Source organism: Pseudomonas parafulva (genome assembly GCF_002021815.1).
Lineage (GTDB): Bacteria > Pseudomonadota > Gammaproteobacteria > Pseudomonadales > Pseudomonadaceae > Aquipseudomonas > Aquipseudomonas parafulva_B.
In genome coordinates this window covers 1,005,906-1,030,449 of sequence record NZ_CP019952.1, presented here as the reverse complement: position 1 = coordinate 1,030,449, position 24,544 = coordinate 1,005,906, and the positions used below count along the sequence as shown (strand labels likewise).

The 24,544-nt window shown below is 62.1% G+C and carries 21 protein-coding genes; 12 read left to right on the top strand and 9 right to left on the bottom strand.

What is annotated here, in order from left to right; translation table 11 throughout:
* Positions 1 to 164: 164 nt before the first annotated feature.
* The 3 genes from B2J77_RS04585 to B2J77_RS04575 all read left to right on the top strand — a co-directional run bounded on the left by B2J77_RS04585 (position 165) and on the right by B2J77_RS04575 (position 2,918).
* The gene (locus tag B2J77_RS04585) at positions 165 to 1,484 is read left to right on the top strand and encodes an MFS transporter (protein WP_058603230.1); all 1,320 of its coding nucleotides are present in this window, start codon (positions 165 to 167) and stop codon (positions 1,482 to 1,484) included.
* A gap of 384 nt (positions 1,485 to 1,868) precedes the next feature.
* Positions 1,869 to 2,195: a hypothetical protein gene (locus B2J77_RS04580; RefSeq protein WP_078478068.1), complete on the top strand. Its 327-nt coding sequence runs from the start codon at positions 1,869 to 1,871 to the stop codon at positions 2,193 to 2,195.
* Positions 2,196 to 2,312: 117 nt separating this feature from the next.
* Positions 2,313 to 2,918, top strand: a complete 606-nt coding sequence (locus tag B2J77_RS04575; protein ID WP_078478067.1) for a flavin reductase family protein — start codon at positions 2,313 to 2,315, stop codon at positions 2,916 to 2,918.
* On the opposite strand, the gene B2J77_RS04570 is transcribed toward B2J77_RS04575, so the two are convergent.
* Positions 2,919 to 3,161, bottom strand: coding sequence for a hypothetical protein (locus B2J77_RS04570; RefSeq protein WP_058603233.1), 243 nt, complete (start codon positions 3,159 to 3,161; stop codon positions 2,919 to 2,921).
* An 81-nt stretch (positions 3,162 to 3,242) separates the two neighbouring features.
* Positions 3,243 to 3,536: an antibiotic biosynthesis monooxygenase family protein gene (locus tag B2J77_RS04565; protein ID WP_078478066.1), complete on the bottom strand. Its 294-nt coding sequence runs from the start codon at positions 3,534 to 3,536 to the stop codon at positions 3,243 to 3,245.
* A gap of 195 nt (positions 3,537 to 3,731) precedes the next feature.
* Between B2J77_RS04565 and B2J77_RS04560 the strand changes: the two genes are divergently transcribed.
* On the top strand, positions 3,732 to 4,652 hold the full coding sequence (locus B2J77_RS04560) for an AraC family transcriptional regulator (RefSeq protein WP_078478065.1): 921 nt from the start codon (positions 3,732 to 3,734) through the stop codon (positions 4,650 to 4,652).
* 44 nt (positions 4,653 to 4,696) lie between these two features.
* On the opposite strand, the gene B2J77_RS04555 is transcribed toward B2J77_RS04560, so the two are convergent.
* Complete coding sequence (locus B2J77_RS04555; RefSeq protein WP_058637114.1) at positions 4,697 to 5,581, bottom strand: MBL fold metallo-hydrolase; 885 nt, start codon at positions 5,579 to 5,581, stop codon at positions 4,697 to 4,699.
* 103 nt (positions 5,582 to 5,684) lie between these two features.
* On the opposite strand from B2J77_RS04555, the gene B2J77_RS04550 reads away from it, so the two are divergent.
* Positions 5,685 to 6,590 carry a LysR family transcriptional regulator gene (locus B2J77_RS04550; RefSeq protein ID WP_078479389.1) on the top strand — a complete coding sequence of 302 codons (906 nt, stop codon included), beginning with the start codon at positions 5,685 to 5,687 and terminating at the stop codon, positions 6,588 to 6,590.
* Between the two features lie 8 nt (positions 6,591 to 6,598).
* Here the strand turns inward: B2J77_RS04550 and B2J77_RS04545 are convergent, their stop codons facing one another.
* Positions 6,599 to 7,468 carry an isocitrate lyase/PEP mutase family protein gene (locus B2J77_RS04545; RefSeq protein ID WP_058603237.1) on the bottom strand — a complete coding sequence of 290 codons (870 nt, stop codon included), beginning with the start codon at positions 7,466 to 7,468 and terminating at the stop codon, positions 6,599 to 6,601.
* 347 nt (positions 7,469 to 7,815) lie between these two features.
* Between B2J77_RS04545 and B2J77_RS04540 the strand changes: the two genes are divergently transcribed.
* Complete coding sequence (locus tag B2J77_RS04540; protein ID WP_145256080.1) at positions 7,816 to 9,267, top strand: MDR family MFS transporter; 1,452 nt, start codon at positions 7,816 to 7,818, stop codon at positions 9,265 to 9,267.
* A gap of 79 nt (positions 9,268 to 9,346) precedes the next feature.
* Here B2J77_RS04540 and ttgR read toward each other — a convergent pair whose 3' ends face one another.
* A complete protein-coding gene (gene ttgR, locus B2J77_RS04535) occupies positions 9,347 to 9,979 on the bottom strand; it encodes an efflux transport transcriptional regulator TtgR (RefSeq protein WP_078478064.1) in 633 nt (210 codons plus the stop codon).
* 256 nt (positions 9,980 to 10,235) lie between these two features.
* Between ttgR and B2J77_RS04530 the strand changes: the two genes are divergently transcribed.
* From B2J77_RS04530 to B2J77_RS04515, 4 genes are all read left to right on the top strand, one after another.
* A complete protein-coding gene (locus tag B2J77_RS04530) occupies positions 10,236 to 11,405 on the top strand; it encodes an efflux RND transporter periplasmic adaptor subunit (RefSeq protein WP_058603240.1) in 1,170 nt (389 codons plus the stop codon).
* 3 nt (positions 11,406 to 11,408) lie between these two features.
* The gene (ttgB, locus tag B2J77_RS04525; protein ID WP_058637116.1) at positions 11,409 to 14,561 is read left to right on the top strand and encodes a multidrug efflux RND transporter permease subunit TtgB; all 3,153 of its coding nucleotides are present in this window, start codon (positions 11,409 to 11,411) and stop codon (positions 14,559 to 14,561) included.
* Positions 14,558 to 16,012, top strand: a complete 1,455-nt coding sequence (locus tag B2J77_RS04520; RefSeq protein ID WP_058637117.1) for an AdeC/AdeK/OprM family multidrug efflux complex outer membrane factor — start codon at positions 14,558 to 14,560, stop codon at positions 16,010 to 16,012. The genes ttgB and B2J77_RS04520 overlap by 4 nt, the downstream gene beginning before the upstream one ends.
* A gap of 158 nt (positions 16,013 to 16,170) precedes the next feature.
* Positions 16,171 to 16,692, top strand: coding sequence for a DUF962 domain-containing protein (locus B2J77_RS04515; protein WP_078478063.1), 522 nt, complete (start codon positions 16,171 to 16,173; stop codon positions 16,690 to 16,692).
* Between the two features lie 64 nt (positions 16,693 to 16,756).
* On the opposite strand, the gene B2J77_RS04510 is transcribed toward B2J77_RS04515, so the two are convergent.
* The 3 genes from B2J77_RS04510 to pcaR form a co-directional block, all read right to left on the bottom strand.
* Entirely contained in the window at positions 16,757 to 18,046 is a 1,290-nt protein-coding gene (locus tag B2J77_RS04510; RefSeq protein ID WP_058637118.1) for an MFS family transporter, read from the bottom strand.
* A gap of 136 nt (positions 18,047 to 18,182) precedes the next feature.
* The gene (gene pcaF, locus B2J77_RS04505; RefSeq protein ID WP_078478062.1) at positions 18,183 to 19,385 is read right to left on the bottom strand and encodes a 3-oxoadipyl-CoA thiolase; all 1,203 of its coding nucleotides are present in this window, start codon (positions 19,383 to 19,385) and stop codon (positions 18,183 to 18,185) included.
* A 192-nt stretch (positions 19,386 to 19,577) separates the two neighbouring features.
* A complete protein-coding gene (gene pcaR / locus B2J77_RS04500) occupies positions 19,578 to 20,453 on the bottom strand; it encodes a pca regulon transcriptional regulator PcaR (protein WP_078478061.1) in 876 nt (291 codons plus the stop codon).
* A 429-nt stretch (positions 20,454 to 20,882) separates the two neighbouring features.
* Between pcaR and B2J77_RS04490 the strand changes: the two genes are divergently transcribed.
* Both B2J77_RS04490 and B2J77_RS04485 read left to right on the top strand, forming a co-directional pair.
* Positions 20,883 to 21,083, top strand: coding sequence for a hypothetical protein (locus B2J77_RS04490; RefSeq protein WP_078478059.1), 201 nt, complete (start codon positions 20,883 to 20,885; stop codon positions 21,081 to 21,083).
* Between the two features lie 307 nt (positions 21,084 to 21,390).
* Positions 21,391 to 22,863 carry an inorganic phosphate transporter gene (locus B2J77_RS04485; protein ID WP_058603246.1) on the top strand — a complete coding sequence of 491 codons (1,473 nt, stop codon included), beginning with the start codon at positions 21,391 to 21,393 and terminating at the stop codon, positions 22,861 to 22,863.
* A 66-nt stretch (positions 22,864 to 22,929) separates the two neighbouring features.
* On the opposite strand, the gene B2J77_RS04480 is transcribed toward B2J77_RS04485, so the two are convergent.
* Positions 22,930 to 24,405: a helicase HerA-like domain-containing protein gene (locus B2J77_RS04480; RefSeq protein ID WP_078478058.1), complete on the bottom strand. Its 1,476-nt coding sequence runs from the start codon at positions 24,403 to 24,405 to the stop codon at positions 22,930 to 22,932.
* Positions 24,406 to 24,544 lie beyond the last annotated feature (139 nt).

Below are 24,544 nucleotides of genomic sequence, written 5' to 3'. Positions count from 1 at the left end.
CTGAGTGCATCTCAACTTCTGCTCAACGCCATGATCCATACGGGTTCCACGTCAGCGTGCACCCGGATGAGGCAATCGCGCCTCGTTTTGGCACACCTTCTGCAAAAGCCCCTGCAAGCTGCGCCCTGCGCGCTTTCACAACAACAATGAGAAGGTGTCCTCTGATGGATAACGCTACCTCCCTGCCTAACGGGGCGGCCGCAACGCCTGCCGCGCCAAGAACCACTGCCAGTCGCCTCAAATCGATCTTCAGCGGTTCGATCGGCAACATGGTCGAGTGGTACGACTGGTACGTCTATGCAGCGTTCTCGCTGTATTTCGCCAAGGCTTTCTTCCCGGCCGGCGATTCCACGGCTCAACTGCTCAATACCGCTGCCATCTTTGCCGTGGGCTTTTTGATGCGCCCGATTGGTGGCTGGCTGATGGGCATGTATGCCGACCGCAAGGGGCGCAAGGCTGCGCTGATGGCCTCTGTGCTGCTGATGTGCGCAGGCTCGCTGGTCATTGCCCTCACACCCGGCTATGAAACCATCGGTGTAGCAGCGCCGGTCCTGCTGGTGGTTGCTCGCTTGATGCAAGGGTTGTCGGTGGGGGGTGAATACGGCACCTCGGCCACCTACCTGAGCGAAATGGCGAGCAAGGAGCGTCGGGGCTTCTTCTCCAGCTTCCAGTACGTGACGCTGATCTCGGGCCAGCTCATCGCCCTGGCGGTCCTGATCGTTCTGCAACAGACCCTGACCACCGAGCAACTGTACGCCTGGGGCTGGCGCGTGCCGTTCGTGATCGGTGCCCTGTGTGCGGTGGTTGCCCTCTACCTGCGACGGGGCATGGAGGAAACCGCGTCGTTCACCAAGAAGGAGAAAGCCAAGGAAAGCCTGATGCGCACCTTGATGCGCCACCCCAAGGAACTGCTGACCGTGGTCGGCCTGACCATGGGCGGTACCCTGGCCTTCTACACCTACACCACCTACATGCAGAAATACCTGGTCAATACAGTCGGGATGAGCATCAGCGATTCGACCACTATCTCTGCCGCGACGCTGTTCCTGTTCATGTGCCTGCAACCTTTGGTGGGTGGGCTGTCGGACAAGATCGGCCGGCGCCCTATTCTGATTGCCTTCGGGGTGCTCGGTACGCTGTTCACGGTGCCGATCCTCAGCACCTTGCATACCATCCAGACCTGGTGGGGCGCGTTCTTCCTGATCATGGCGGCGTTGATCATCGTCAGCGGCTACACCTCGATCAACGCAGTGGTGAAGGCTGAACTGTTCCCGACCGAAATCCGTGCCCTGGGCGTTGGCTTGCCCTACGCCCTGACCGTCTCCATCTTCGGCGGTACGGCCGAATACGTGGCCCTGTGGTTCAAGAGCGCCGGCATGGAAAGCGGCTTCTACTGGTACGTCACAGGCTGCATCGCCTGCTCGCTGCTGGTGTATGCCACCATGAAGGACACCAAGCAGCATTCGCGGATCACCACTGACTAAGCCATCCCACGCTTATCACTGCTTCGGGCGCCTAGAGGGCGCCCGACTTCGTTTGGACACCCCGAGCCTGACGGAATTACCTAGGTGCCAGCCCTCCCCCTGCAAGCCCAGCTTGCACCTTCGCACCGCCCGCACTGGCACGACGTTCATCTGACGCGCTTGGCTTAATGGCCTATTAATCACACTCCGGCACATTGCATCCCTCAGCAACAGCGCCAGCACCTGCTCCGCGAAACCCGCCGATTGGCTACCTACAAATCCAGGTGCGCACCCCAAATAATCGAATAATCCGATCATTAATTACGATTTTTAGCGCTTTTTAATCGTATTAATCGGCGTAACATTGAATTTATCGAAACAACCCACTACCTCTGGAGCATCCACATGAAAAGCAAACTCATCCTGACCCTCGCCCTTTGCGCATTTGCCGCAGGCGCATCCGCCGAGGATGGATTCGATCGCACCCATGCGCATACCTTCGCGGCGGCGCCCGCTCAAGCCACCGGCTATGCCGAGGATGGCTTTGACCGCACCGGTGGCCAGCGCTTCGCCGAAGACGGCTTCGACCGCACCGGCGGCCAGCGCTTCGCCGAAGACGGCTTCGACCGCACCGGTGGCCAACGCTTCGCCGAAGACGGCTTTGACCGCACCGGCGGCCAGCGCTTCGCCGAAGACGGCTTCGACCGCACCAACGCTCATCGCATCAGCTGATAGCAACCATGCGTATCCAGCCCGGCTTTCGCCGGGCTCCAGCATTCCCAGTTGGCCTCAGCCTTGGCACACTGGTCGCCTCTCAAACCAGGAGGTGGGCCGGCAAGCCCAGCGCAGATGTATTACTACGAACCCGCCAAAGGCCATGGCCTGCCCCATGATCCGTTCAACGCCATCGTCGGCCCTCGCCCGATCGGCTGGATATCCTCGCAGGACCAGCAAGGCCGTCTGAATCTCGCGCCTTATAGCTTCTTCAACGCCTTCAACTACATTCCACCGATCATCGGTTTCTGCAGCGTCGGGCGCAAAGACAGCCTGAACAATATCGAGCAAACCGGTGAGTTCGTCTGGAACCTGGCCACCCGCCCTCTGGCCGAGCAGATGAACCTGAGCTGCTCTGCTGTAGCGCCGGAAGTGAACGAGTTCGACCTCAGCGGTCTGACGGCCACACCCTCAAGCGTGGTGAAGGTGCCACGGGTAGGGGAAACCCCCGTGGCGTTCGAATGCAAGGTGACGCAGATCGTGCAACTGCAGCGCGCCGACCAGGCACTGGTACCCAGTTGGTTGATCCTGGGCGAGGTGGTGGCGGTGCACATCGCCGAGCGCCTGCTCAAGGACGGCATCTACGACACCGCGGCAGCCGAGCCCATCCTGCGTGGCGGTGGCCCGGCGGACTACTTCGAGCTGGGCAACCTGTTCAAGATGCCCAGGCCCAAAGCCTGATCACCAGATCAGCTCACCCGCCTCGCTGACCCCTTGCAGGCGTTGCAACTGGCCCGTGGCCGCCTCGTCGGCAGCCACGGCGCCCTTGAACACTTGCCCATCGAGCACCTTGTGAAAGCGCGGTGCGCCGCCCATGCCCATGGCCTTCACGGCAATGGCTGCGTGGTAGCCACCGCCTTCGGCCGGCACCATTGCCGACACGGCTTCGTACTGGGGAAACTCTCTACGTGCCATCTTTGCCATACGCCTTGTGAGTGAAACCGAGATGGTACCCACTGGCTCGTTGACGCGGCAATCACTGGCCTGGGCGCCCGCAGCACCGGCTCAGCCGAACGTGTGCAGATCCAGGCTGCTCACCACCTGGGCTTGCACCAACTCACCGAACACATTGAGCGTTGGCGAAGCGAAGTAACCATTCATCGCCTGCTGATCCTGCCAGCTACCGCTCAATAACCACAAGTCGTCATCGGCCTGCGAGCGCTGCACCGAAAAGCTCAGGCAACCCGGGGTATCCAGCGACGGCGCCAACAGGTCGCGCAAGCGTGCCCCGAGTTCGGCCGAGCGCCCGCTGCTGGCCCGAATCAAGGCAAGGTGGGTGACCGGTTGTTGTAGCCTCATTGCACAATCTCCCTCAAGCAGTCCAATACCTGGCTTGCAAGGCTAGGGCCTGGGCGCGTCTGCGCGTTAGGCCATTACTGCACACCGATTGCCTGATTCTGCAACGCGGCAGGATCAGGCAATCGATCTGCAGTATTCGACTAGCTTCGACGATTGCCCAAACCTATGCTGCGTCGGTCAGCAGAGGAAAGCCCCATGCCCATCGCCCCGTCCCTAGATCCGCACCTGGAGGTTCAGCGCCAGGAGCTGGCCGACTTGATCGCTCGCCATGCAGGCGACCCCTATGGGCCGGCCTCAGCCATCGACAACCTTTTCCTGGTGCGCTACACCGAGAACATTCGCTCCGTACCCACTCTGGCGCAACCTGCGCTGTGCATTCTGGCCCAGGGCAGCAAGAGCCTGTTCCTCGGGGATGAACAATACGCCTACGACCCGCTGCACTACATGGTGGTGTCGGTCACCTTGCCCCTGAGCGCGGTCAAGCTCGACGCCAGCCCGCAGCGCCCTAGCCTGGGGTTGCGCATGGACCTGGACCCTGCCGAGATCAGCCAGCTGATCGCCGACAGCGGTCCGATGCTGGTACCCAATCGCCCGTATGGGCGCGGCCTGTATGTGGAAAAAACCGACGGCGCGCTGCTCGATGCCTTGCTGCGTCTGCTGCGCCTGCTCGACACGCCTCGCGACATCGCCATGCTGGCCCCGCTGGTGCGCAGAGAGATTCTCTACCGCCTGCTGCGCGGCCCGCAGGGCTATCGGCTGTACGAAATTGCCTTGGCCAATAGCCAGACCCACCGCGTGTGCCAGGCCATCAGCTGGCTCAACGACAACTATCAGCGGCCACTGCGCATCGAGGACCTGGCCCGCGAGGTCAACCTCAGCGTTTCTACCCTGCACCATCGTTTCAAGGCGGTAACTTCGATGAGCCCGCTGCAGTATCAGAAGCAACTGCGCTTGCAGGAAGCCCGGCGCCTGATGCTCAACGAGGGCCTGGAGGCCGCCGTGGCGGCCTATCGGGTAGGTTACGAAAGCCCGTCGCAATTCAGCCGTGAGTACAGCCGCCTTTACGGCGCACCGCCTATCCGTGACATGGCCCGGCTGCGGTCAAGCGCGGTGTAGCGACAACGAGATCACCGCAGCGCTGCATAGCGTAACGCGCACAGTCACTGAAGCGGCCATTGCATCTCGCCCTTGGCCACCTTGGCGCTGAGCTCAAGCGCACTCTGATCGCCCAACCCCGGATAGTGTCGTTTCATGGCCTCGACCAGCGCCGCCGCATCCCTTGCCACTCGCGCCTGCGCCTCGAAGGTGCGGATGTAATCGGCGGTAAAGCCAACGGACTGCGGTGAGTAATCACTGGCACCGACAAAGTGGCCGGGCACCACGGTTTGCGGCGCAAGTGCCTGGATGTCCGCCAGGGTTTGCAGCCAATGGGCACGCGAGGGTGCCGATTGTGTGTCGGCCATCCACACATGAATGTTCTGCGAAACCACGACGCCGCCAACCACTGCCTTGATCGAAGGTATCCAGACAAAGCTGCGGTCTGGCTGCGGTCCTTCGAGGCCGCGCACCTCCAGCACTTGGTCCTCGAGCAGCAGACGGTTGCCTGCCAGCGCCTTGGGCAGCACCAGCCGTTCAGGTTTGTCCGCCCCCATTTCAGGCCCCCAGTACGCCAGTTTGGCCTCCATGGTGTTGCGGATGTGTTCGACAGTGGCGGCCGAGGCCACTACCTCGGCGTCCGGGAACGCCTGGGTCAGGGTTGCCAGGCCGAAGTAGTAATCGGGGTCGCCCTGGCTGATGTAGATCGTCGTCAGGCGCTTGCCACTGGCGCGCAGTCGCTGCACCAGTTGCCGGGCGTGGTCATTGCCAAATTGTGCATCGATCAACACGGCGTCACGTTGACCGCTTACGATCACGGAGCTGACCGCGAACGGCGCATCGGCGCCAGGGTTGTAAACGTCCAGTTGCAGGGGGGCGGCTGCCAGCAGTGGGGCGGCACAGGCCAGGCATCCGAGCACCAGGCCACGCAAGGGAGAAAGCAGTGTCATCGCAGGCATCCGTCAGAATGGGAATGCCTGGGAGCTTAAGGGGCGATACCCTGTAGAAAAATGCCATGCTTGCACATGGTTTGTTTCTAAAATCGGGCAAATGATGGATCGTCTAACCGCTATGCGCGTTTTCGTCACGGTCGTGGACCTTGGCAGTCAGTCGGCGGCGGCCGAGCACCTGCTGCTCTCGCGGCCCGTGATCTCTCGGTACCTGGCACAGCTCGAAGCGTGGGTGGGGGCGCGGTTGATGCAGCGCACCACGCGCCGGCTCAGCCTCACTGCCGCGGGCCAGGACATCCTGCCGCGCTGCAGGCAATTGCTGGAGCTGGCCAGCGAACTGCAAGGGGCCGTACAACAGCAAGACCAGACACCGCGAGGGACATTGCGTATCAGCGTCAGTACGTCATTTGGACAGGCGCAGCTGGCCGATGCCGTGGCCGCCTACGTGCGCCAGTACCCCTTGGTAAAAGTCGATCTGCAGATGCTCGATCGCACCGTGAACCTGGTGGACGAACGCATCGACCTGGCCATCCGCAACAGCAATGACCTGGACCCCAGCCTGGTTGCCCGCCGCCTGAGCGTATGCCGCTCGGTGATCTGCGCCGCGCCCGCCTACCTGGCCGAACACGGCACGCCCGAGCGGGTCGAGGACCTGGCGCACCACAATTGCCTGACACACAGCTATTACGGCAATGGCGTGTGGCAATTCGAGGTCGACGGCCAACCGGTTGCGGTGCCGGTCAAGGGCAACATCAGTGCCAACGAATCCCTGACTTTGCAAAGGGCCGTAGCAGCAGGGGCCGGCATCGCCTTGCTCCCGTCCTACCAGGCGGCCGCCGCCCTGCGCAGCGCAGAACTGGTGCGCCTGCTTCCCGAGGCCAGGCCGCAGGCCCTGGGCCTGACGGCGGTCTATACCTCACGCAAGCACATGCCGGCGACCTTGCGCACCCTGCTGGACTTTCTCGTCCAGCGCTTTGAGGAGGAACCGGCCTGGGACCGGGACCTGTAAGCGCCCGCTTACTCTTCGACGCTCATGTATTCCTTGGCCCAGCGGATGTAGTCCTCGGGCTGGGTGTAGGTATGCGAAAGCTCGGTGGCGCTCAAGTTATCGGACTTGTGCTGCTGGCCACGCTGCTGGCGCAGGCAGTCGTACGTCGCCTTGATGGCGGCGAAGTAAGCCGCGTGACCGTCGACGGCGATGCGCACGCCAAGGCTTGCCAGGCGCTCGTCGTCGTGGAGGTTGGGGTTACCGTAGGTCACCAGCATCAAGGGTACGGTCAGGTGGCTGGCAATCTGTTCGAGCTGGTCGAAGTCCTTCACCCCTACCATGCAGATGCCGTCAGCACCCGCTTTCTGGTAGCTCTGGGTTCGCACGATCACTTCCTCGGTGCTCAGCACGCCGGCGTTGGTACGGGCGATGATCGACAGGGACGAATCGACGCGCGCCTCGAGCCCCGCGCGAATTTTGCCCACGCCTTCTTCTACCGATATCAGGTCGGTGGACTTGCGGCCGAACTGGGCCGGCAACAGCGTATCTTCGATCGTCAACGCCGCCACACCGGCGCGCTCCAGCTCCGTGACCGTGCGCATCACGTTAAGCGCATTGCCGTATCCGTGGTCAGCGTCTGCCAGTACCGGCAATTGGGCTACGCGACCAATTCGCGTGGCCTGCTCGACGAATTCGCTGAGTGTGATCAGGGCAAAATCCGGCGCAGCCAGTACCTGCAACGATGCCACCGACCCTCCAAGGATGCCGACCTCAAAACCCAGGTCTGCGGCAATACGCGCAGACATGGGGTCGAACACCGAGGCGGTGTGGTAGCAAGAACCTGAAGCGAGCAGCTCGCGGAAGGCAATACGCAGATCTTGGTGGGAAGCCTTGGGCATGATCACTCCGCAATTGTAGAAATTTCTGAACGGTAACTACCGGCCTCTGTATCAGGCGTACCTGCACAATTCATGGACCACTCAATTCGGGGTCATGCTCCACATGCAGGCAGAGGAATAAAGGTGTAGGAGCCAGGGGAATCCGATTAACCCCCGAGAGGTCGCACCAAGCTGGTGCAAACAGGGGTTTAGAGCGGGATTGGCATACCAAAGATATCACGAGGCCAGCCTTTGCTGGATGAATGCTCTGATGCCGATCGTGCATAGGCAATGCCCAGAGTACATAGGAAGCTACGTAACTCAGGTTACACTGCCATGCTTTAACTGCTCAAAAACAAGGAATTGCCGTGCCCCCTGCCCTGCCCGCGATTGCCCTGCGCCAGATCCTGACCGCCTTGATGCTGGCCATCTTTCTCGGCGCGCTGGATCAAACCATCGTGGCAGTGTCATTGCCTGCGATTTCCGCGCAGTTCAACGATGTCGGTCTGCTGGCCTGGGTCATTTCCGGCTATATGGTAGCCATGACCGTGGCCGTGCCGATCTACGGAAAGCTGGGCGATCTCTATGGAAGGCGTCGCATGATCCTGACCGGGATTGGCGTATTCACCGTCGCCTCGATCGGCTGTGCGCTGGCTCAGGACATGCCGCAACTGGTCCTGGCCAGAGTGCTGCAAGGCATCGGCGCCGGCGGCATGGTATCGGTGAGTCAGGCGATCATCGGCGACTTCGTGCCTCCGCGCGAACGTGGGCGTTATCAGGGCTATTTCAGCAGCATGTATGCCCTGGCCAGCGTGGCGGGGCCGGTACTGGGCGGCTGGCTGACCGAGTACCTGTCCTGGCGCTGGGTATTCTGGATCAACCTGCCGCTGGGCATCGCCGCGCTATGGGCTATCCAGCGCGCTCTGGCCGGTCTGCCCGTGCAGCATCGGCCCGCACAAGTGGATTACCCGGGCGCGCTGCTGCTGATCGTGGGGCTGGGCAGCCTGCTGCTCGGCATCACCCTGGTCGGCCAGGGGCAGGCCTGGACGGCCCCCAGCGTGCTGGGCCTGATCACCTGCACCGTGGTCGCCATGGCCATGTTCATCCTCCAGGAGCGTCGCTGCGTCGAGCCACTGCTGCCGTTGAAGCTATTCAATAATCGCGCCGCGGTGCTGTGCTGGGGGGTGATTTTCTTCGCCAGTTTCCAGGCCATTTCCCTGACCATGCTGATGCCCTTGCGCTACCAAGGCCTCACCGGTGCCGGTGCCGACAGCGCCGCCTTGCATCTGCTGCCGTTGGCCATGGGGTTACCCATCGGTGCTTTTACCGCAGGACGACTGACAACGCGGCTTGGCCGCTACAAGCCGCAGATCCTGGTTGGCGCCCTGCTGATGCCCGTGTCTATCCTGGCCTTGGCGATCACCCCGCCACAGGCCGGACTGGCCAGTGCACTGTTCATGCTGCTGACAGGAATCGCGTGCGGGATGCAGTTCCCGACGTCACTGGTAGGCACACAGAATGCCGTGCAGATCCAGGACATGGGGGTCGCCACCAGCACCACCAACCTGTTTCGGTCCCTCGGTGGCGCCATGGGCGTGGCGTGCATGTCGAGCCTGTTGCTGGCCTTGCTGCACCAAGGCGGGCTGGCGTTGCTGGACAATCCGCTGATAGGGACTTTCAAGGCCAACCCGGTGAGCCCCGAACTGCAGGCACACCTGGCGGTCACGTTCCGGCATCTGTTGATGGCCAGCGCAGGGGTTGGCGTCATTGCACTGGTGGTGGCGGTGTTGCTACCTGATCGGCCACTGCGCGGGCACTGAGGTGGCACGCAGGTAGGCTCAGGTGCAGATCACTGGCCCGTCCCCTGGGAATCAAGCCCTCACAAACCTTCACAAAGTCTCATTTGCGCATCGCCGGGCTCCAGCGCAGCATATCCAGCCCGGCGTCGACCCATTTCTCGGCGTTGCCCAGCAGGTCCACGCTGTCGGGCAGCAACAGCCAACGCCTGATCAACCCGTCGACGTAGGAAAACATGGCCACCGCGGCCCGCTCCACATCCAGCTCCACCGGCAGTTGGCCGCGGCGCACGGCATTGGCCAAGGCCAGGGTAATGCCTGTATGGCAGTCCACTACCGCCACCTGGCGCTGCTGGCGGATTTCGCACATGTCATCGGTGAACTCGCACTTGTGATGCAGAATCTCATTGATACGGCGTGTCCTGGCGTCGAGCACCAGGTCGTTGAACACTTGCAGCAGCAATTTGCGCATGCAGTCGAGCGGGTCGAGTTCGTCTTCGCTTTCGCTGGCGCGTGCAAGATGGTCATGGGTTTCATGCAGGCTGTCGAGCAGTGCCTGCACCAGTTCGGCCTTGTTATTGAAGTGCCAGTAGATTGCACCTCGCGTGACGCCCGCCTGTTCGGCGATGTCCGCGAGGGTGGTTCGCGCAACCCCGCGCTTGTAGAAAGCCCTTTCCGCCGCCTGGATGATCTGGGCGCGGGTTTCCTGGGCTTCCTCTTTGGTTCGACGGACCATGGCAGTACAACCTCATCTGGCCCGAACGCGGCGACGCGTGCGGGAAGGCTCCGGGGCGCCTCTTGGGGGCACCTGGCGGATCAAGCTAATCAAGGGCTGTGGCGGTAGCCATGGACAACCCGGCGGTATTTACAAACAACCATGAATGTAAGTATATTCCTTAGCAAGCTATTTATCCACCGGATAGCCATTTATCCAGATCAAGACATTCCATTACTCTTGAGCGTCTCCCTGCTCCTGCGATCCGAGGATTCTCATGCAATTCAAGCCAGCCGTTACCGCCCTGGTTTCAGCCGTAGCCCTCGCAACCCTGCTCAGTGGCTGCAATAAAGAAGACCAAGCCGCGCAGCAGCAGCAACAGCAGCAGCAGGCGCCTCAAGTCGGTGTAGTGACCCTACAGCCGCAAGCCTTCACCTTGACCACCGAGCTGCCGGGCCGCACCAATGCCTACCGGATCGCCGAAGTTCGTCCACAGGTCAACGGGATCATCCTCAAGCGCCTGTTCAAGGAAGGCAGCGAGGTCAAGCAGGGCCAGCAGCTGTACCAGATCGACCCGGCCGTGTATGAAGCCAACCTGAGCAAGGCCCAGGCGGACCTGCAGGCTACCCGCTCTCTGGCTGATCGCTACAAGCAGCTAATCGAGGAGCAGGCGGTTTCCCGGCAGGAATACGACGACGCCAATGCCAAGCGCCTGCAAGCCGAGGCCTCGCTCAAGAGTGCGCAGATCGACCTGCGCTACACCAAGGTCCTGGCCCCCATCAGTGGCCGCATCGGTCGTTCGGCGGTAACCGAAGGTGCGCTGGTCAACAGCGGCCAGACCAATGCCATGGCCACCATCCAGCAACTGGACCCGATCTACGTGGACGTGACCCAATCCACCGCCGAGCTGCTCAAGCTGCGGCGCGAGCTGGAAAGCGGCCAACTGCAGCGCGCCGGCGACAACGCAGCGTCCGTGCAACTGGTGCTCGAAGACGGCACCCTGTACAAGCAGGAAGGCCGCCTGGAGTTCTCCGAAGTGGCCGTGGACGAAACCACCGGCTCGGTCACCCTGCGTGCCATTTTCCCCAACCCTGACCACACGTTGCTGCCTGGCATGTTCGTGCATGCACGGCTCAAGGCCGGCGTGAACGCCAACGCCATCCTGGCACCGCAGCAGGGCGTGACGCGCGACCTCAAGGGCGCCCCTACCGCGCTGGTGGTCAACAAGGACAACAAGGTCGAACTGCGCCAGCTCAAGGCCAGCCGGACCGTGGGCAGCGACTGGCTGATCGAGGAAGGCCTCAACCCAGGCGACCGCCTGATCACCGAAGGCTTGCAGTACGTGCGCCCAGGCGCCGAGGTCAAGGTCAGCGAAGCCACCAACGTCAAGAAGCCGGACAGCCCGAACCAGGGCAACGCAGCGAAAGCAGACGCCAAAGCGGAGTAAACCATGTCGAAGTTCTTTATTGATCGCCCGATCTTCGCCTGGGTGATCGCCTTGGTGATCATGCTGGTCGGCGCCTTGTCGATCCTGAAGTTGCCGATCAACCAGTACCCCAGCATTGCCCCACCGGCCATCGCCATTGCCGTGACCTACCCGGGCGCTTCGGCGCAAACCGTGCAGGACACCGTGGTGCAGGTGATCGAGCAGCAGCTCAACGGTATCGACAACCTGCGCTATGTGTCGTCGGAAAGTAACTCCGATGGCAGCATGACCATTACCGCCACCTTCGAGCAGGGTACCAACCCCGACACCGCCCAGGTTCAGGTGCAGAACAAGCTCAACCTGGCCACCCCCCTGCTGCCGCAGGAAGTGCAGCAACAGGGTATCCGCGTCACCAAGGCCGTGAAGAACTTCCTGATGGTGATCGGCCTGGTATCCGAAGACGGCAGCATGACCAAGGACGACCTGGCCAACTACATCGTCTCCAACATGCAGGACCCGATCTCGCGGACGGCCGGTGTGGGTGACTTCCAGGTGTTCGGCGCCCAGTACGCCATGCGCATCTGGCTCGATCCGGCCAAGTTGAACAAGTTCCAACTCACCCCGGTGGACGTCAAGACCGCCGTGGCAGCCCAGAACGTACAGGTGTCCTCCGGCCAGCTCGGCGGCCTGCCTGCCATGCCTGGGACGCAGCTCAACGCCACCATCATCGGCAAGACCCGCCTGCAGACTGCCGAGCAGTTCGAGAAGATCCTGCTCAAGGTCAACAACGATGGCTCCCAGGTCCGCCTGGGTGATGTCGCCCAGATCAGCCTGGGCGGCGAGAACTACGCCGTCAGCGCCCAGTTCAATGGCAAGCCCGCCTCGGGCCTGGCCGTCAAGCTGGCCACGGGCGCCAACGCACTGGACACGGCCAAGGCCTTGCGCCAGACCATTGCCGACCTGGAGCCGTTCTTCCCGCCAGGGGTCAAGGCGGTATTCCCGTATGACACCACGCCGGTGGTCACCGAATCGATCAGCGGGGTTATCCATACCCTGATCGAAGCCGTCGTGCTGGTGTTCCTGGTGATGTACCTGTTCCTGCAGAACTTCCGCGCCACCGTCATCACCACCATGACCGTACCGGTGGTATTGCTGGGCACATTCGGCATCCTTGCCGCCGCTGGTTTCAGCATCAACACCTTGACCATGTTCGCCATGGTGCTGGCCATCGGCCTGCTGGTGGACGATGCCATCGTGGTGGTGGAAAACGTCGAGCGGGTGATGTCCGAAGAAGGGCTGCCACCCAAGGAGGCCACCAAGCGCTCCATGGAGCAGATCCAGGGCGCGCTGGTGGGTATCGCCCTGGTGTTGTCGGCCGTATTGCTGCCCATGGCGTTCTTCGGCGGCTCCACCGGTGTGATCTACCGTCAGTTCTCCATCACCATCGTCTCGGCCATGGGCCTGTCGGTGCTGGTGGCGCTGGTCTTCACCCCGGCGCTGTGCGCCACCATGCTCAAACCTTTGAAAAAGGGCCAGCACCATGAGGCCAAGGGCGGGTTCTTCGGTTGGTTCAACCGCAACTTCGATCGCACCGTCAACGGTTACGAGCGCAGCGTGGGGGCCATCCTGCGCAACAAGATTCCGTTCCTCTTGGCCTATGCCCTGATCGTGGCTGGCATGATTTTCCTGTTCACCCGCATTCCGACTGCGTTCCTGCCCGAGGAAGACCAGGGTGTACTGTTTGCCCAGGTCCAGACGCCGGCCGGTTCCAGTGCCGAGCGTACCCAGGCAGTGGTCGACCAGATGCGCGAATACCTGCTCAAGGACGAAGCCGACACGGTGTCCTCGGTGTTCACCGTCAACGGCTTCAACTTCGCCGGCCGCGGCCAGAGCTCGGGCATGGCGTTCATCATGCTCAAGCCCTGGGGTGAGCGTACGGCGGAAAACAGCGTATTCGGCCTCGCCCAGCGGGCGCAGCAGCACTTCTTCAGCTTCCGCGACGCCATGGTCTTCGCGTTCGCCCCGCCAGCGGTGCTCGAGCTGGGTAACGCCACCGGCTTCGACGTATTCCTGCAAGACCGCGGCGGTGTCGGCCATGCCAAGCTGATGGAGGCTCGCAACCAGTTCCTGGCCAAGGCTTCGCAGAGCAAGGTGCTCAGCGGTGTACGCCCCAACGGCCTGAACGACGAGCCGCAGTACCAGCTGACCATCGATGACGAGCGTGCCAGCGCCCTGGGCGTGACCATCTCGGACATCAACAACACCCTGTCGATTGCCTTCGGTGCCAGCTACGTCAACGACTTCATCGACCGCGGCCGGGTCAAGAAGGTCTACATCCAGGGCGAAGCCAATGCCCGGATGAGCCCGGAAGACCTGCAGAAGTGGTATGTGCGCAACGCCGACGGCGAAATGGTGCCGTTCTCGTCCTTCGCCAAAGGTGAATGGACCTACGGCTCGCCCAAGCTTTCGCGCTACAACGGCGTGGAAGCCATGGAAATCCTCGGTGCCCCTGCACCTGGCTACAGTACCGGTGAGGCCATGGCCGAGGTCGAGCGCATCGCGGGTGAACTGCCAAGCGGCGTAGGGTTCTCCTGGACGGGCATGTCCTACGAGGAGAAGCTCTCCGGTTCGCAAATGCCGGCCCTGTTCGCCCTGTCGCTGCTGTTCGTGTTCCTGTGCCTGGCAGCGCTGTACGAAAGCTGGTCGATCCCGATCGCCGTGGTGCTGGTGGTGCCACTGGGCATCATTGGTGCGTTGATCGCTACCAGCCTGCGCGGGCTGTCCAATGACGTGTACTTCCTGGTCGGCCTTTTGACCACCATCGGCCTGGCGGCCAAGAACGCCATTCTGATCGTCGAGTTCGCCAAGGAATTGCACGAGCAGGGCCGCAGCCTGTACGACGCGGCGATCGAGGCGTGCCGCATGCGTTTGCGTCCGATCATCATGACCTCGCTGGCCTTCATCCTCGGCGTGGTACCGTTGACCATCGCCAGCGGCGCCGGCGCCGGCAGCCAGCACGCCATTGGTACCGGCGTGATCGGCGGCATGATCAGTGCGACCGTACTAGCCATCTTCTGGGTACCGTTGTTCTTCGTCGCAGTGTCGTCGCTGTTCGGCAGCAAAGAGCCGAAAAAAGATGACACCCCTGAAACTCCACGTTATGAGGCTGGGCAATGACCAAGTCTTTGTTGTCCCTGGCAGTCACCGCTTTCATTCTCGGCGGCTGCTCGCTGATCCCCGACTACCAGACCCCGGAAGCACCGGTGGCTGCCCAGTGGCCGCAAGGCCCGGCCTACTCGCCTACCCAATCGGCGGACGTCGCTGCCGCCGAACAGGGCTGGCGGCAGTTCTTCAACGACCCGGCGCTGCAGCAACTGATCCAGACCGCACTGGTCAACAACCGGGACCTGCGCGTCGCGGCGCTGAACATCGACGCCTACCGCGCTCAGTACCGCATCCAGCGTGCGGACCTGTTCCCGGCGGTATCGGCCAACGGCAGCGGCAGCCGCCAGCGCATCCCGGCGAACATGTCGCAGACGGGCCAGTCGGACATCACCAGCCAGTATTCGGCGACCCTGGGCGTCAGTGCCTATGAGCTCGACCTGTTCGGCCGCGTGCGCAGCCTGTCGGAGCAGGCGCTGGAGACCTACCTGTCCAGCGAGCAGGCGCGTCGCTCCACCCAGATCAGCCTGGTAGCGAGCGTGGCAAACGCCTACTACACCTGGCAGGCCGACCAGGCGCTGTTCAAGCTGACCGAGGAAACCCTGAAGAACTATCAGGAAAGCTACAACCTCACCCGCCGCAGCAACGAGGTGGGCGTGGCGTCGGCGCTGGACCTGAGCCAGGCCCGCACGGCTGTCGAAGGTGCCCGGGTCAAGTACTCGCAGTACCAGCGCCTGGTTGCCCAGGACGTGAACAGTCTGACCGTCCTGCTGGGTACCAGCATCCCCACCAACCTGCCTGAGCCGCTGCGCCTGGATGCCGATCAGCTGGCCGAGGTACCGGCGGGCCTGCCGTCGGACCTGTTGCAGCGCCGCCCTGACATCCAGGAGGCCGAGCACCTGCTCAAGGCGGCCAACGCCAACATCGGCGCTGCCCGCGCGGCCTTCTTCCCCAGCATCAGCCTCACGGCCAATGCAGGCACCTTGAGCACTGACATGGACGGGCTGTTCAAGGGGGGGTCGGGCACCTGGCTGTTCCAGCCGCAGATCAACCTGCCGATCTTCACCGCCGGGAGCCTGAAAGCGAGCCTGGACTACGCCAAAATCCAGAAGGACATCAACGTCGCCCGCTACGAGAAGTCCATTCAAACTGCGTTCCAGGAAGTGTCCGACGGGCTGGCCGCGCGCAAGACCTTCGAGGAGCAATTGCAGGCCCAGCAAGACCTGGTGCAAGCCAACCAGGACTACTACCGCCTGGCCGAGCGTCGTTACCGTATCGGCATCGACAGCAACCTGACCTTCCTCGACGCCCAGCGCAACCTGTTCAGTGCGCAGCAGGCGCTGATTGGTGACCGCCTTTCGCAGTTGACCAGCGAGGTCAACCTGTACAAGGCGCTCGGTGGTGGCTGGTACGAGCGCACCGGGCAGGCCAGCCAACAGGCCTCGGTACAGACGCCCCGCGGCTGATACCCGCCCGCTTGCTCACCACCGGCCAGGCCCCAACAGACGCGGTGGGTGGTGAGCAAGGCGCGGCCTTGGCATTCGCCAGGCTGATGATGATGGTGACCACAGCTATCCTGAGCTATATCGGGCACACCCCGGCAAGCCCACCAGGAGGCAGCACCATGAACACCCTCGCCGAGCACCTGATCCGTTACGCGGGCTATCATCGCGACCCACGCAATATCGTCACCCATTTCGTCGGCATACCCTTGATCGTCCTGTCCGTGGCCATTCTGTTGTCGCGGCCAGGCGTGTCCCTGGGCGGCATCTGGTTATCCCCTGCCCTGTTTGTCTCGGCGGCGGCTACCTGGTTCTACCTGCGTCTTGAGCTTCGCTTCGGGCTGGTGATGGGCGTCCTGCTGGGCCTGTGTCTGTGGCTGGGTCGCCTGCTGGCGGTGCAGACCACGGCGCTGTGGCTGTCGATAGGCGTGGGGGCGTTCGTGGTGGGCTGGATCATTCAGTTCGTCGGTCACCACTACGAGGGGCGCAAGCCAGCGTTCGTCGATGACATCAGCGGCTTGATCATCGGGCCGCTGTTCGTGGTGGCCGAGGCGGCGTTCCTGATGGGCCTGTGCCCTTCGCTCAAGCGTCAGGTCGAGCGCGCCGCCGGCCCCGTGGCGGTGCGTAAGGCCATGCGACACTGACATCGCCGGCAGGCCGTCCCGTCACAGCAGACGGCCCACCGAGCCTGACGTCCTGTGTCGGCCCTCAATGATCGTGGTGCAGGTACTTGGCTTGTTTTGGCAAGCGCAGGCTGAACAGGAAGGCAACGGCCATCATTGCCGTCACGTACCAGTAGAACGTGTTCTCCATGCCCAGGGTTTTGAGGCCCAAAGCCACGTACTCCGCTGACCCGCCAAACATGGCGTTGGCCACCGCATACGCAAGCCCCACGCCCAATGCCCGTACCTGGGGTGGGAACATCTCGGCCTTCACCAGGCCGCTGATGGAGGTGTAGAAGCTGACGATGCACAGCGCCAGGCTCACCAGCACGAACGCCATGAATGGGCTGCTGACCGTCTTGAGCGCCATGAGCAATGGCACCGTGAACACCGTGCCCAGCGCGCCGAACAGCAGCATGGAGTTACGCCGGCCAATGCGGTCGGACAACATGCCGAACAACGGCTGCATCACCATGAACAGGAACAGCGCCCCAGTCATTGCGTAGCTGGCGTGCTTGGCGGTCATGCCGGCCGTGTTGACCAGGTACTTCTGCATGTAGGTGGTAAAGGTGTAAAAGATCAGCGAGCCGCCGGCGGTATAGCCCAGCACCGTGATGAAGGCCGCCAGGTGATTGCCGAACAGACCGCGAATACTCCCGGCGTCCTTGTCCTGGCGCGTCTCTGCGCTGCTGGTTTCGTGCAGCGAGCGGCGCAGCATCAAGGAGATGACGGCAGCGACCGCACCGACCACGAAAGGAATTCGCCAGCCCCAGGCGCGCAGCTCGTCTTCGGTCAGTAACTGCTGCAGGATCACCACCACCAATACTGCCAGCAACTGGCCGCCAATCAAGGTCACGTACTGGAACGATGCAAAGAAGCCCCGCTGGCCACGCAGGGCCACTTCGCTCATGTAGGTCGCGGTGGTGCCATATTCGCCACCCACCGACAGGCCTTGAATCAAGCGCGCCAGCAGCAGCAATGCCGGGGCCCAGGTACCGATGCTGGCGTAGGTGGGCAAGCACGCGATGGCCAAGGACCCGAAGCACATCATCAGTACCGAGATCATCAGCGAGTTCTTGCGACCGTGGCGGTCGGCCAGGCGCCCAAAGATCCAGCCGCCGATAGGCCGCATCAGAAAGCCTGCGGCAAACACGCCGGCGGTGTTGAGCAGTTGCACGGTCGGATCATCGGAGGGGAAGAACGCCGGGGCAAAATAAATGGCGCAGAAGGCGTAGACATAGAAGTCGAACCATTCCACCAGGTTGCCTGAAGAGGCGCCGACGATGGCGAAGATGCGTTTGCTACGCTCCTCGCCGGTGTAGTGAGGGGTGGTCATGTCAGTCGTGCTCCTGGAGGATACAAGGTAAGTCTAGACATACCTGGTTACACAGTCGTTCCGCGTGGTGTGCAATCCGGCGCAGCGAGGCGGTGGAGGCTGCCCTGATCCCTGAGGCACCTGCGGGCTGGTTTCGTCAAAGGCGTTCAATTGCCAGCGCCAGCCCTTGGCCGACACCTACGCACATCGTGGCCAAGCCTTTGCGCCCGCCTGTGCGCTCAAGGTGGTGCAGCGCCGTCAGCACCAGGCGCGCACCGCTCATGCCCAATGGGTGGCCCAGGGCGATGGCCCCGCCGTTGGGATTGACCTGGGGCGCATCGTCCGCCACCCCCAGCCCGCGAAGAACGGCCAGCCCTTGGCTGGCGAAGGCTTCGTTGAGTTCGATGACATCGAAGGCGCTGATGGAAATGCCCAGTCGCTCGATCAGCTTGCGCACCGCAGGCACCGGCCCGATGCCCATGACCCGCGGGGCTACCCCCGCACTGGCCATGCCCAGCACCTTGGCGCGAGCGGTCAGGCCATGGGTGTGCACGGCCTCGGCAGATGCCAGGATCATCGCTGCCGCGCCATCGTTGACCCCCGATGCATTGCCCGCCGTGACCGTTTTGCCCACGCCATTGACGGGGTTGAGCTTGGCCAAGGCCTCAAGGGTGGTATTGGGCCGCAAGTGCTCATCATGCTCTACCCAGGTCTCACCCTTTTTATGCGCGATGCACACCGGCACGATTTCCTCGGCGAAGAACCCGGCAGCTTGCGCCGCTGCGGCCTTGTGCTGACTGCGCAAGGCAAACGCATCCTGGTCGGCGCGGGAGATACCGTAGTCGTCAGCCACGTTGTCGGCCGTTTGCGGCATGGCATCCACACCGTATTGCGCTTTCATGAGCGGGTTGACGAAACGCCAGCCAATGGTGGTGTCTTCAAGTTGCATGCTGCGTGAATAAGCGCTTTGTGCCTTGCCCATGACAAATGGCGCACGCGACATCGACTCCACGCCGCCCGCGATGGCCAGCTCCATCTCGCCGCAGGCGATGGCGCGGAACGCCGCGCCAACGGCCTCCATGCCTGAAGCGCACAAGCGGTTGAGGGTGACGCCCGGCACGCATTCCGGCAGCCCGGCCAGCAGCAGCGCCATGCGCGCCACGTTCCGGTTGTCTTCGCCGGCCTGGTTGGCACAGCCGTAAAACACCTCGTCCAGTTGCGTCCAGTCCACACTGGAGTTGCGTGCGATCAGCGCCCTGAGTGGTACCGCCGCCAGATCGTCAGCCCGTATGCCGGCCAAGGCACCGCCGAATCGGCCAATGGGCGTACGAACGGCATCACATATATACACCTCGCGCATCTTGCCTCTCCTGCAATGGCCATGGGCGCCGGGGACAGAGGCACAATCGGTCACTGCAACCTGTCCGCCGGATGGGCATCAGGTTAGGGACAAAGGCGGATCCACCACAATTGGCTCAAGGCTGAAATGGGCGATTATCGAACGCTTTTGTCAGGCAGGCTGGGCTGATGATCCGCAGGCAAGCATGCGTTCTCAACCAAACAGCTGATGGCTCAACTCCTGGCTAGCCTCCAGCAGAACAGGAAGAAACCGTTGTTCCAGTTCACTGCGCGGCACACGCCCGACGTGAGTACTGACGTTCAACGCCGCCAGCACCTGGCCTGAGGCGTCGTAGACGGGCACGGCAACCGAGCGCAGCCCCTGTTCGAGTTCCTGGTCGACCACGCACCATCCCTGGCTACGCACTTGCTCGATGCAGGCGAACAGCGACGGGGCGTCGTGCAGGGTACGGCTGGTGCGCGCCTTGAGGTCGGCGCGGTCGAAGTATTCGCGCAGGCTGGTGTCGTCCATGGCCGCCAGGAGGATGCGGCCCATGGACGTGCAATACGCCGGGAGGCGCCCACCGACAGACAAGTCCACCGAGATCAGGCGCTCTACTGTCGCCGAGCGGGCGATGTACAGAATATCGTCCCCTTCGAGGGTCGCCATGTTGGCCGCTTCGTGCAACTGGTCGCTGATTCGGTCCAGGTAAGGCTGCGCGGAAATGGCCAGGGGTGTCGATGACAGGTACGCATGGCCCAGCGTCAGCACTTTGGGCAGTAAGGAGTAGGTACGCCCGTCGGTGGTCGCGTACCCCAGCTTCATCAGGGTATGCAGGCACCGGCGCACGGCTGCCCGGGGGATTTCAGTGCGGTGGCTGATTTGCGCGATGGTCAGGTGCCGCTTGCGTTCCTGAAATGCCTGGATGACGGCAAGCCCGCGCGCTAAGGAGGTCATGAAGTCAGGATCGCCGGTGAACGCCTGAATACGCTTGGCCGGTGATGCCACGATCGGCGGGGCCAGGGCTGGCGCCGTGCTGTGCGCTGTTTCGGGCAGGCCACCGTCACGGGCTGTTTTAACGTCCTTCATCGCACACCTCAAAAAAATCGCCGACTTGTGCGATTATCGAACAACCGGCCGATAATCGCAATTGACCGGCGACACGTTTGCTTATACCTTTCCAGTGCCACTTGTGGCTTCTTTGGAGAGACTGGTCAGGTACCCACCGTAGAAGTCCCAGGCAACGGCCCTGCCAATTGGTGGGGCCGTTTTGTTTGTACGACTCGCATCGTTGGGTATCGAACTTTCATACGTTGAGGTTTTCTTAATTTCGACATGTGTTTGATTGCCCATCGCGCCAATCCCATCGCGCTAGCCTTGTTCGCGTGTTGATATACTCCGATCGTCTTGTTGGACGACTCGCCGATGTAGATCCTGCTGGCATGTTAACGTGTCGATACCGCATAACGGTTACGCCGACAGGGCGGTCCTCTTTTCAAATCAATTCAGGTACTGCATGTGACAAAAGAAGAATTGCGCGCAGAACTCGAGCGCCAGGCCGAGCGTTTCAAGGATGTGTATGGCGGCGAAGTGACCACCTATGCGGCGCAGCCGGAACCGGAACGCAAACCATGGCGTAAACGTGTCAACATGCGCGACCAGGCATTCAGTCAGGAGCTGGAACGCATGGAGAAGGAATTGCGCAGCGCCGCACCCTGAGTGCTTTGCCCAGTCGTCAAGTTGCGCAAGGGGTGCCCAAAGCGCCTGACTGCTCTGGCGCAGTGGTTGTAACGGAATTTCACAAATTTCATACAGCCGTTTAAAACGATAAAGGCATCACCTTTTCGCGTATTTTGTTGATTTTTCGCTGACGTTGAATGCATTTGCCTTAGATGATGCCGGCCCACCTGCGGCTGCGGATGGCGTTTTCTGACCTGCGCGACATGATCAGCGGCTGCGGTGGGTGCATCGATTGCCAACGTTTTCTGGCATAATCCGGCCCCCCTACGACCGCCAGACAACCTTCATGATCGATTTATTCAGCGGACTGGATGCCTGGGTATTGGTGAGCCTGCTGCTCGCCTTGACCTTCGTGCTCGCCTTCGAGTTCATCAATGGCTTTCATGACACCGCCAACGCGGTAGCCACCGTCATCTACACCAAAGCCATGCCGCCACACCTGGCCGTGTTCTTCTCCGGCGTGTTCAACTTCCTTGGCGTTCTGCTGGGTGGGGTCGGGGTGGCTTACGCCATCGTGCACCTGCTACCGGTAGAGTTGCTGATCAATGTGAACACCGGGCATGGCCTGGCCATGGTCTTCTCGCTGCTGGCCGCGGCCATTACCTGGAACCTGGGCACCTGGTACTTCGGTATTCCTGCGTCCAGCTCGCACACCCTGATCGGCTCGATCCTGGGGGTGGGCCTGGCCAACGCGCTTATCAACGGCATTCCGCTGGGTGACGGCGTCAATTGGCAGAAAGCCATCGATATCGCCATGTCCCTGGTGGTTTCGCCGATTGCCGGGTTTGCCGTGGCTGCGCTGGTTCTGCTTGGCCTGAAATGGTGGCGCCCGCTGTCGAAGATGCACAAGACGCCTGAACAACGCCGCAAACTGGACGACAAGAAGCACCCGCCTTTCTGGAATCGCCTGGTGCTGGTGATTTCGGCCATGGGCGTGAGCTTCGTGCACGGCTCCAATGACGGTCAGAAAGGCATTGGCCTGATCATGCTGGTATTGATCGGCATCGTACCGGCCAAGTTCGTGCTCGACCTGAACAGCACCACCTACCAGATCGAACGCACCCGTGATGCCACGTTGCACATGAGCCAGTTCTACGAGCGCAACGCTGCCACGCTGGGTGAATTCCTGGCGCTGGGCAAGGCCAAGGCCAGTGACCTGCCTGAGCAGTTCAGCTGCAATCCGCAGCAGACCGAGCCGACCATCGCCGCGCTGCAATCCTCGCTGCAGGGCGTGACCGACTACCGGGCCCTGGACGCGGACAAGCGTGTCGAAGTACGCCGTTACCTGCTGTGCCTGGACGACACCGCGAAGAAGGTTGGCAAGCTGCCAGGCCTGGACGCGCGTGAAAAGTCCGACCTTGAAAAGCTGCGCAAGGACCTGACCGCCACCACTGAGTACGCCCCGTTCTGGGTGATCGTGGCCGTTGCCCTGGCCCTGGGCCTGGGCACCATGGTTGGCTGGCGCCGCGTGGTGTTGACCGTCGGCGAGAAGATCGGCAAGCAGGGCATGACTTACGCCCAGGGCATGTCGGCGCAGATCACCGCGGCCTGCGCCATTGGCATGGCCAACGTGTTTGCGCTGCCGGTTTCCACCACGCATGTACTGTCTTCCGGCGTTGCCGGCACCATGGTCGCCAACAAAAGCGGCCTGCAGGGCGGCACGGTGAAGACCATCCTGATGGCTTGGGTGCTAACCCTGCCTGCCTCGATGGGTCTTGCAGCCGGCCTGTTCTGGTTGGCGTCCAAGGCAATCGGCTGACCTCAGCCCGTATAAGAAGGCGCCGTAGGGCGCCTTTTTTATGGGCGATGGCTTCACACCGCGCAGCTACTTCTTCTTCCCGCCCAGCAACGAGCCCATCAGCCCGCGCACCAGCTGCCGCCCCAGTTGATTGGCAGCCTGACGCACCGCCGACTTGATCGCCTGCCCGGCCGCGCCTTGCAGGAACTCGCCCGCCTTTTCGGCAAAACTGCTGTCATCGGCCTTGGGTTGCGGCGCGGGCTCCACCGCTTCGCCTTTGCGCTGGTTGAGCCTTTCGTAAGCCGAGTCCCGGTCTATGGGTTTGTCATAACGGCCAACCAAGGGTGAACGCGCAATCAGCGCACTGCGTTCAGACTCACTCAACGGGCCGATACGCGATTGCGGGGGCGCAATCAGCACCCGCTGCACCCTGGCAGGTGTTCCCTTGTCCTCAAGCGTGCCGACCAAGGCCTCCCCGATGCCCAGTTCGGTCAGCGAAGACAACGCATCGAATGAAGGGTTGGGGCGAAAGCCCTCAGCTACGGCACGCAACGCCTTCTGCTCCCTGGCCGTATAAGCCCGCAGGCCATGCTGGATTCGCAAACCCAGTTGGGCCAGGACTGCATCGGGTAGATCCGCTGGGGACTGGGTGACGAAATACACCCCTACCCCCTTTGAGCGAATCAGCCGCACCACCTGCTCCAGGCGGTCCTGCAATGCCTTGGGGGTGTCCTTGAACAGCAGGTGCGCTTCATCGAAGAACAACGCCAGCACCGGTTTTTCGGCATCGCCACGCTCGGGCAGTTGCTCGAACAGTTCGGCCAGCAGCCACAGCAGAAACGTGGCATAGACCTTGGGTGCCTCATGCACCAGTCGGCTGGCGTCGAGCAAATGGATGCGCCCTCGCCCATCCGGGTCGGGCCGTAGAATGTCCTCGAGCTGCAATGCCGGTTCACCGAACAACGCCTCTGCCCCCTGTTGCTCCAGGGTGGCCAGCCTGCGCAGCAACGCCTGAACGGACGCGCCGGTCACCAGCGCACTGTCTTCGCCCAACACCTGCGGGTTGTCCTTCAAGTGGCCAAGCAGCGCTTTGAGGTCCTTGAGGTCCAGCAACAGCAGGCCTTCGCGATCAGCCACCTTGAAACTGGCATATAGCGCTGACTGTTGGCTATCGGTGAGCTCAAGCAGGTTGCCCAGCAGCAAAGGCCCCATTTCGCTGATCGTGGTACGCAACGGATGACCCGACTGGCCCGCAATGTCCCACACGCTCACCGGATAGGCCTGTGGCTGGTGGCGCAACCAAGGCATCCCGGCGATGCGCTCGGCCACCTTGCCCTCGGGCGCGCCTTTGGCGCCCAGCCCACACAGGTCGCCCTTGACGTCGGCCGCGAACACCGCCACCCCGGCATCGCTGAACGCTTCGGCCAAGTGTTGCAGGGTCACGGTCTTGCCGGTACCGGTGGCCCCTGCCACCAGCCCGTGCCGGTTGGCAAGCCGCATCGCCTGCCCTACGGGCTGGCCATCAGGGCTCGATCCTACAACGATAAATGAAGATTCCGACATCTCTTTAATCCTCTGCTCAAGCTTTGTCTTACTCCGGCCGATACCTCTGGGTGATATTCGCCTTACTCAGAGAGAACAACCGAAAAAGGACTTTTCGGGATGTTGCACTGGCTGGGCCCTACAGCTGCGAACGCCTGAT

What these genes read in the sequence shown, in the direction of transcription:
- B2J77_RS04510 (WP_058637118.1), bottom strand. Translation starts at nt 18,046, where the DNA reads ATGACCACCCCTCACTACACCGGCGAGGAGCGTAGCAAACGCATCTTC.
- ttgB (WP_058637116.1), top strand. Translation starts at nt 11,409, where the DNA reads ATGTCGAAGTTCTTTATTGATCGCCCGATCTTCGCCTGGGTGATCGCC.
- B2J77_RS04565 (WP_078478066.1), bottom strand. Translation starts at nt 3,536, where the DNA reads ATGAGGCTACAACAACCGGTCACCCACCTTGCCTTGATTCGGGCCAGC.
- ttgR (WP_078478064.1), bottom strand. Translation starts at nt 9,979, where the DNA reads ATGGTCCGTCGAACCAAAGAGGAAGCCCAGGAAACCCGCGCCCAGATC.
- B2J77_RS04570 (WP_058603233.1), bottom strand. Translation starts at nt 3,161, where the DNA reads ATGGCAAAGATGGCACGTAGAGAGTTTCCCCAGTACGAAGCCGTGTCG.
- B2J77_RS04515 (WP_078478063.1), top strand. Translation starts at nt 16,171, where the DNA reads ATGAACACCCTCGCCGAGCACCTGATCCGTTACGCGGGCTATCATCGC.
- B2J77_RS04520 (WP_058637117.1), top strand. Translation starts at nt 14,558, where the DNA reads ATGACCAAGTCTTTGTTGTCCCTGGCAGTCACCGCTTTCATTCTCGGC.
- B2J77_RS04585 (WP_058603230.1), top strand. Translation starts at nt 165, where the DNA reads ATGGATAACGCTACCTCCCTGCCTAACGGGGCGGCCGCAACGCCTGCC.
- B2J77_RS04480 (WP_078478058.1), bottom strand. Translation starts at nt 24,405, where the DNA reads ATGTCGGAATCTTCATTTATCGTTGTAGGATCGAGCCCTGATGGCCAG.
- B2J77_RS04555 (WP_058637114.1), bottom strand. Translation starts at nt 5,581, where the DNA reads ATGACACTGCTTTCTCCCTTGCGTGGCCTGGTGCTCGGATGCCTGGCC.
- pcaF (WP_078478062.1), bottom strand. Translation starts at nt 19,385, where the DNA reads ATGCGCGAGGTGTATATATGTGATGCCGTTCGTACGCCCATTGGCCGA.
- B2J77_RS04575 (WP_078478067.1), top strand. Translation starts at nt 2,313, where the DNA reads ATGTATTACTACGAACCCGCCAAAGGCCATGGCCTGCCCCATGATCCG.
- B2J77_RS04560 (WP_078478065.1), top strand. Translation starts at nt 3,732, where the DNA reads ATGCCCATCGCCCCGTCCCTAGATCCGCACCTGGAGGTTCAGCGCCAG.
- B2J77_RS04530 (WP_058603240.1), top strand. Translation starts at nt 10,236, where the DNA reads ATGCAATTCAAGCCAGCCGTTACCGCCCTGGTTTCAGCCGTAGCCCTC.
- B2J77_RS04550 (WP_078479389.1), top strand. Translation starts at nt 5,685, where the DNA reads ATGGATCGTCTAACCGCTATGCGCGTTTTCGTCACGGTCGTGGACCTT.
- B2J77_RS04580 (WP_078478068.1), top strand. Translation starts at nt 1,869, where the DNA reads ATGAAAAGCAAACTCATCCTGACCCTCGCCCTTTGCGCATTTGCCGCA.
- pcaR (WP_078478061.1), bottom strand. Translation starts at nt 20,453, where the DNA reads ATGAAGGACGTTAAAACAGCCCGTGACGGTGGCCTGCCCGAAACAGCG.
- B2J77_RS04545 (WP_058603237.1), bottom strand. Translation starts at nt 7,468, where the DNA reads ATGCCCAAGGCTTCCCACCAAGATCTGCGTATTGCCTTCCGCGAGCTG.
- B2J77_RS04485 (WP_058603246.1), top strand. Translation starts at nt 21,391, where the DNA reads ATGATCGATTTATTCAGCGGACTGGATGCCTGGGTATTGGTGAGCCTG.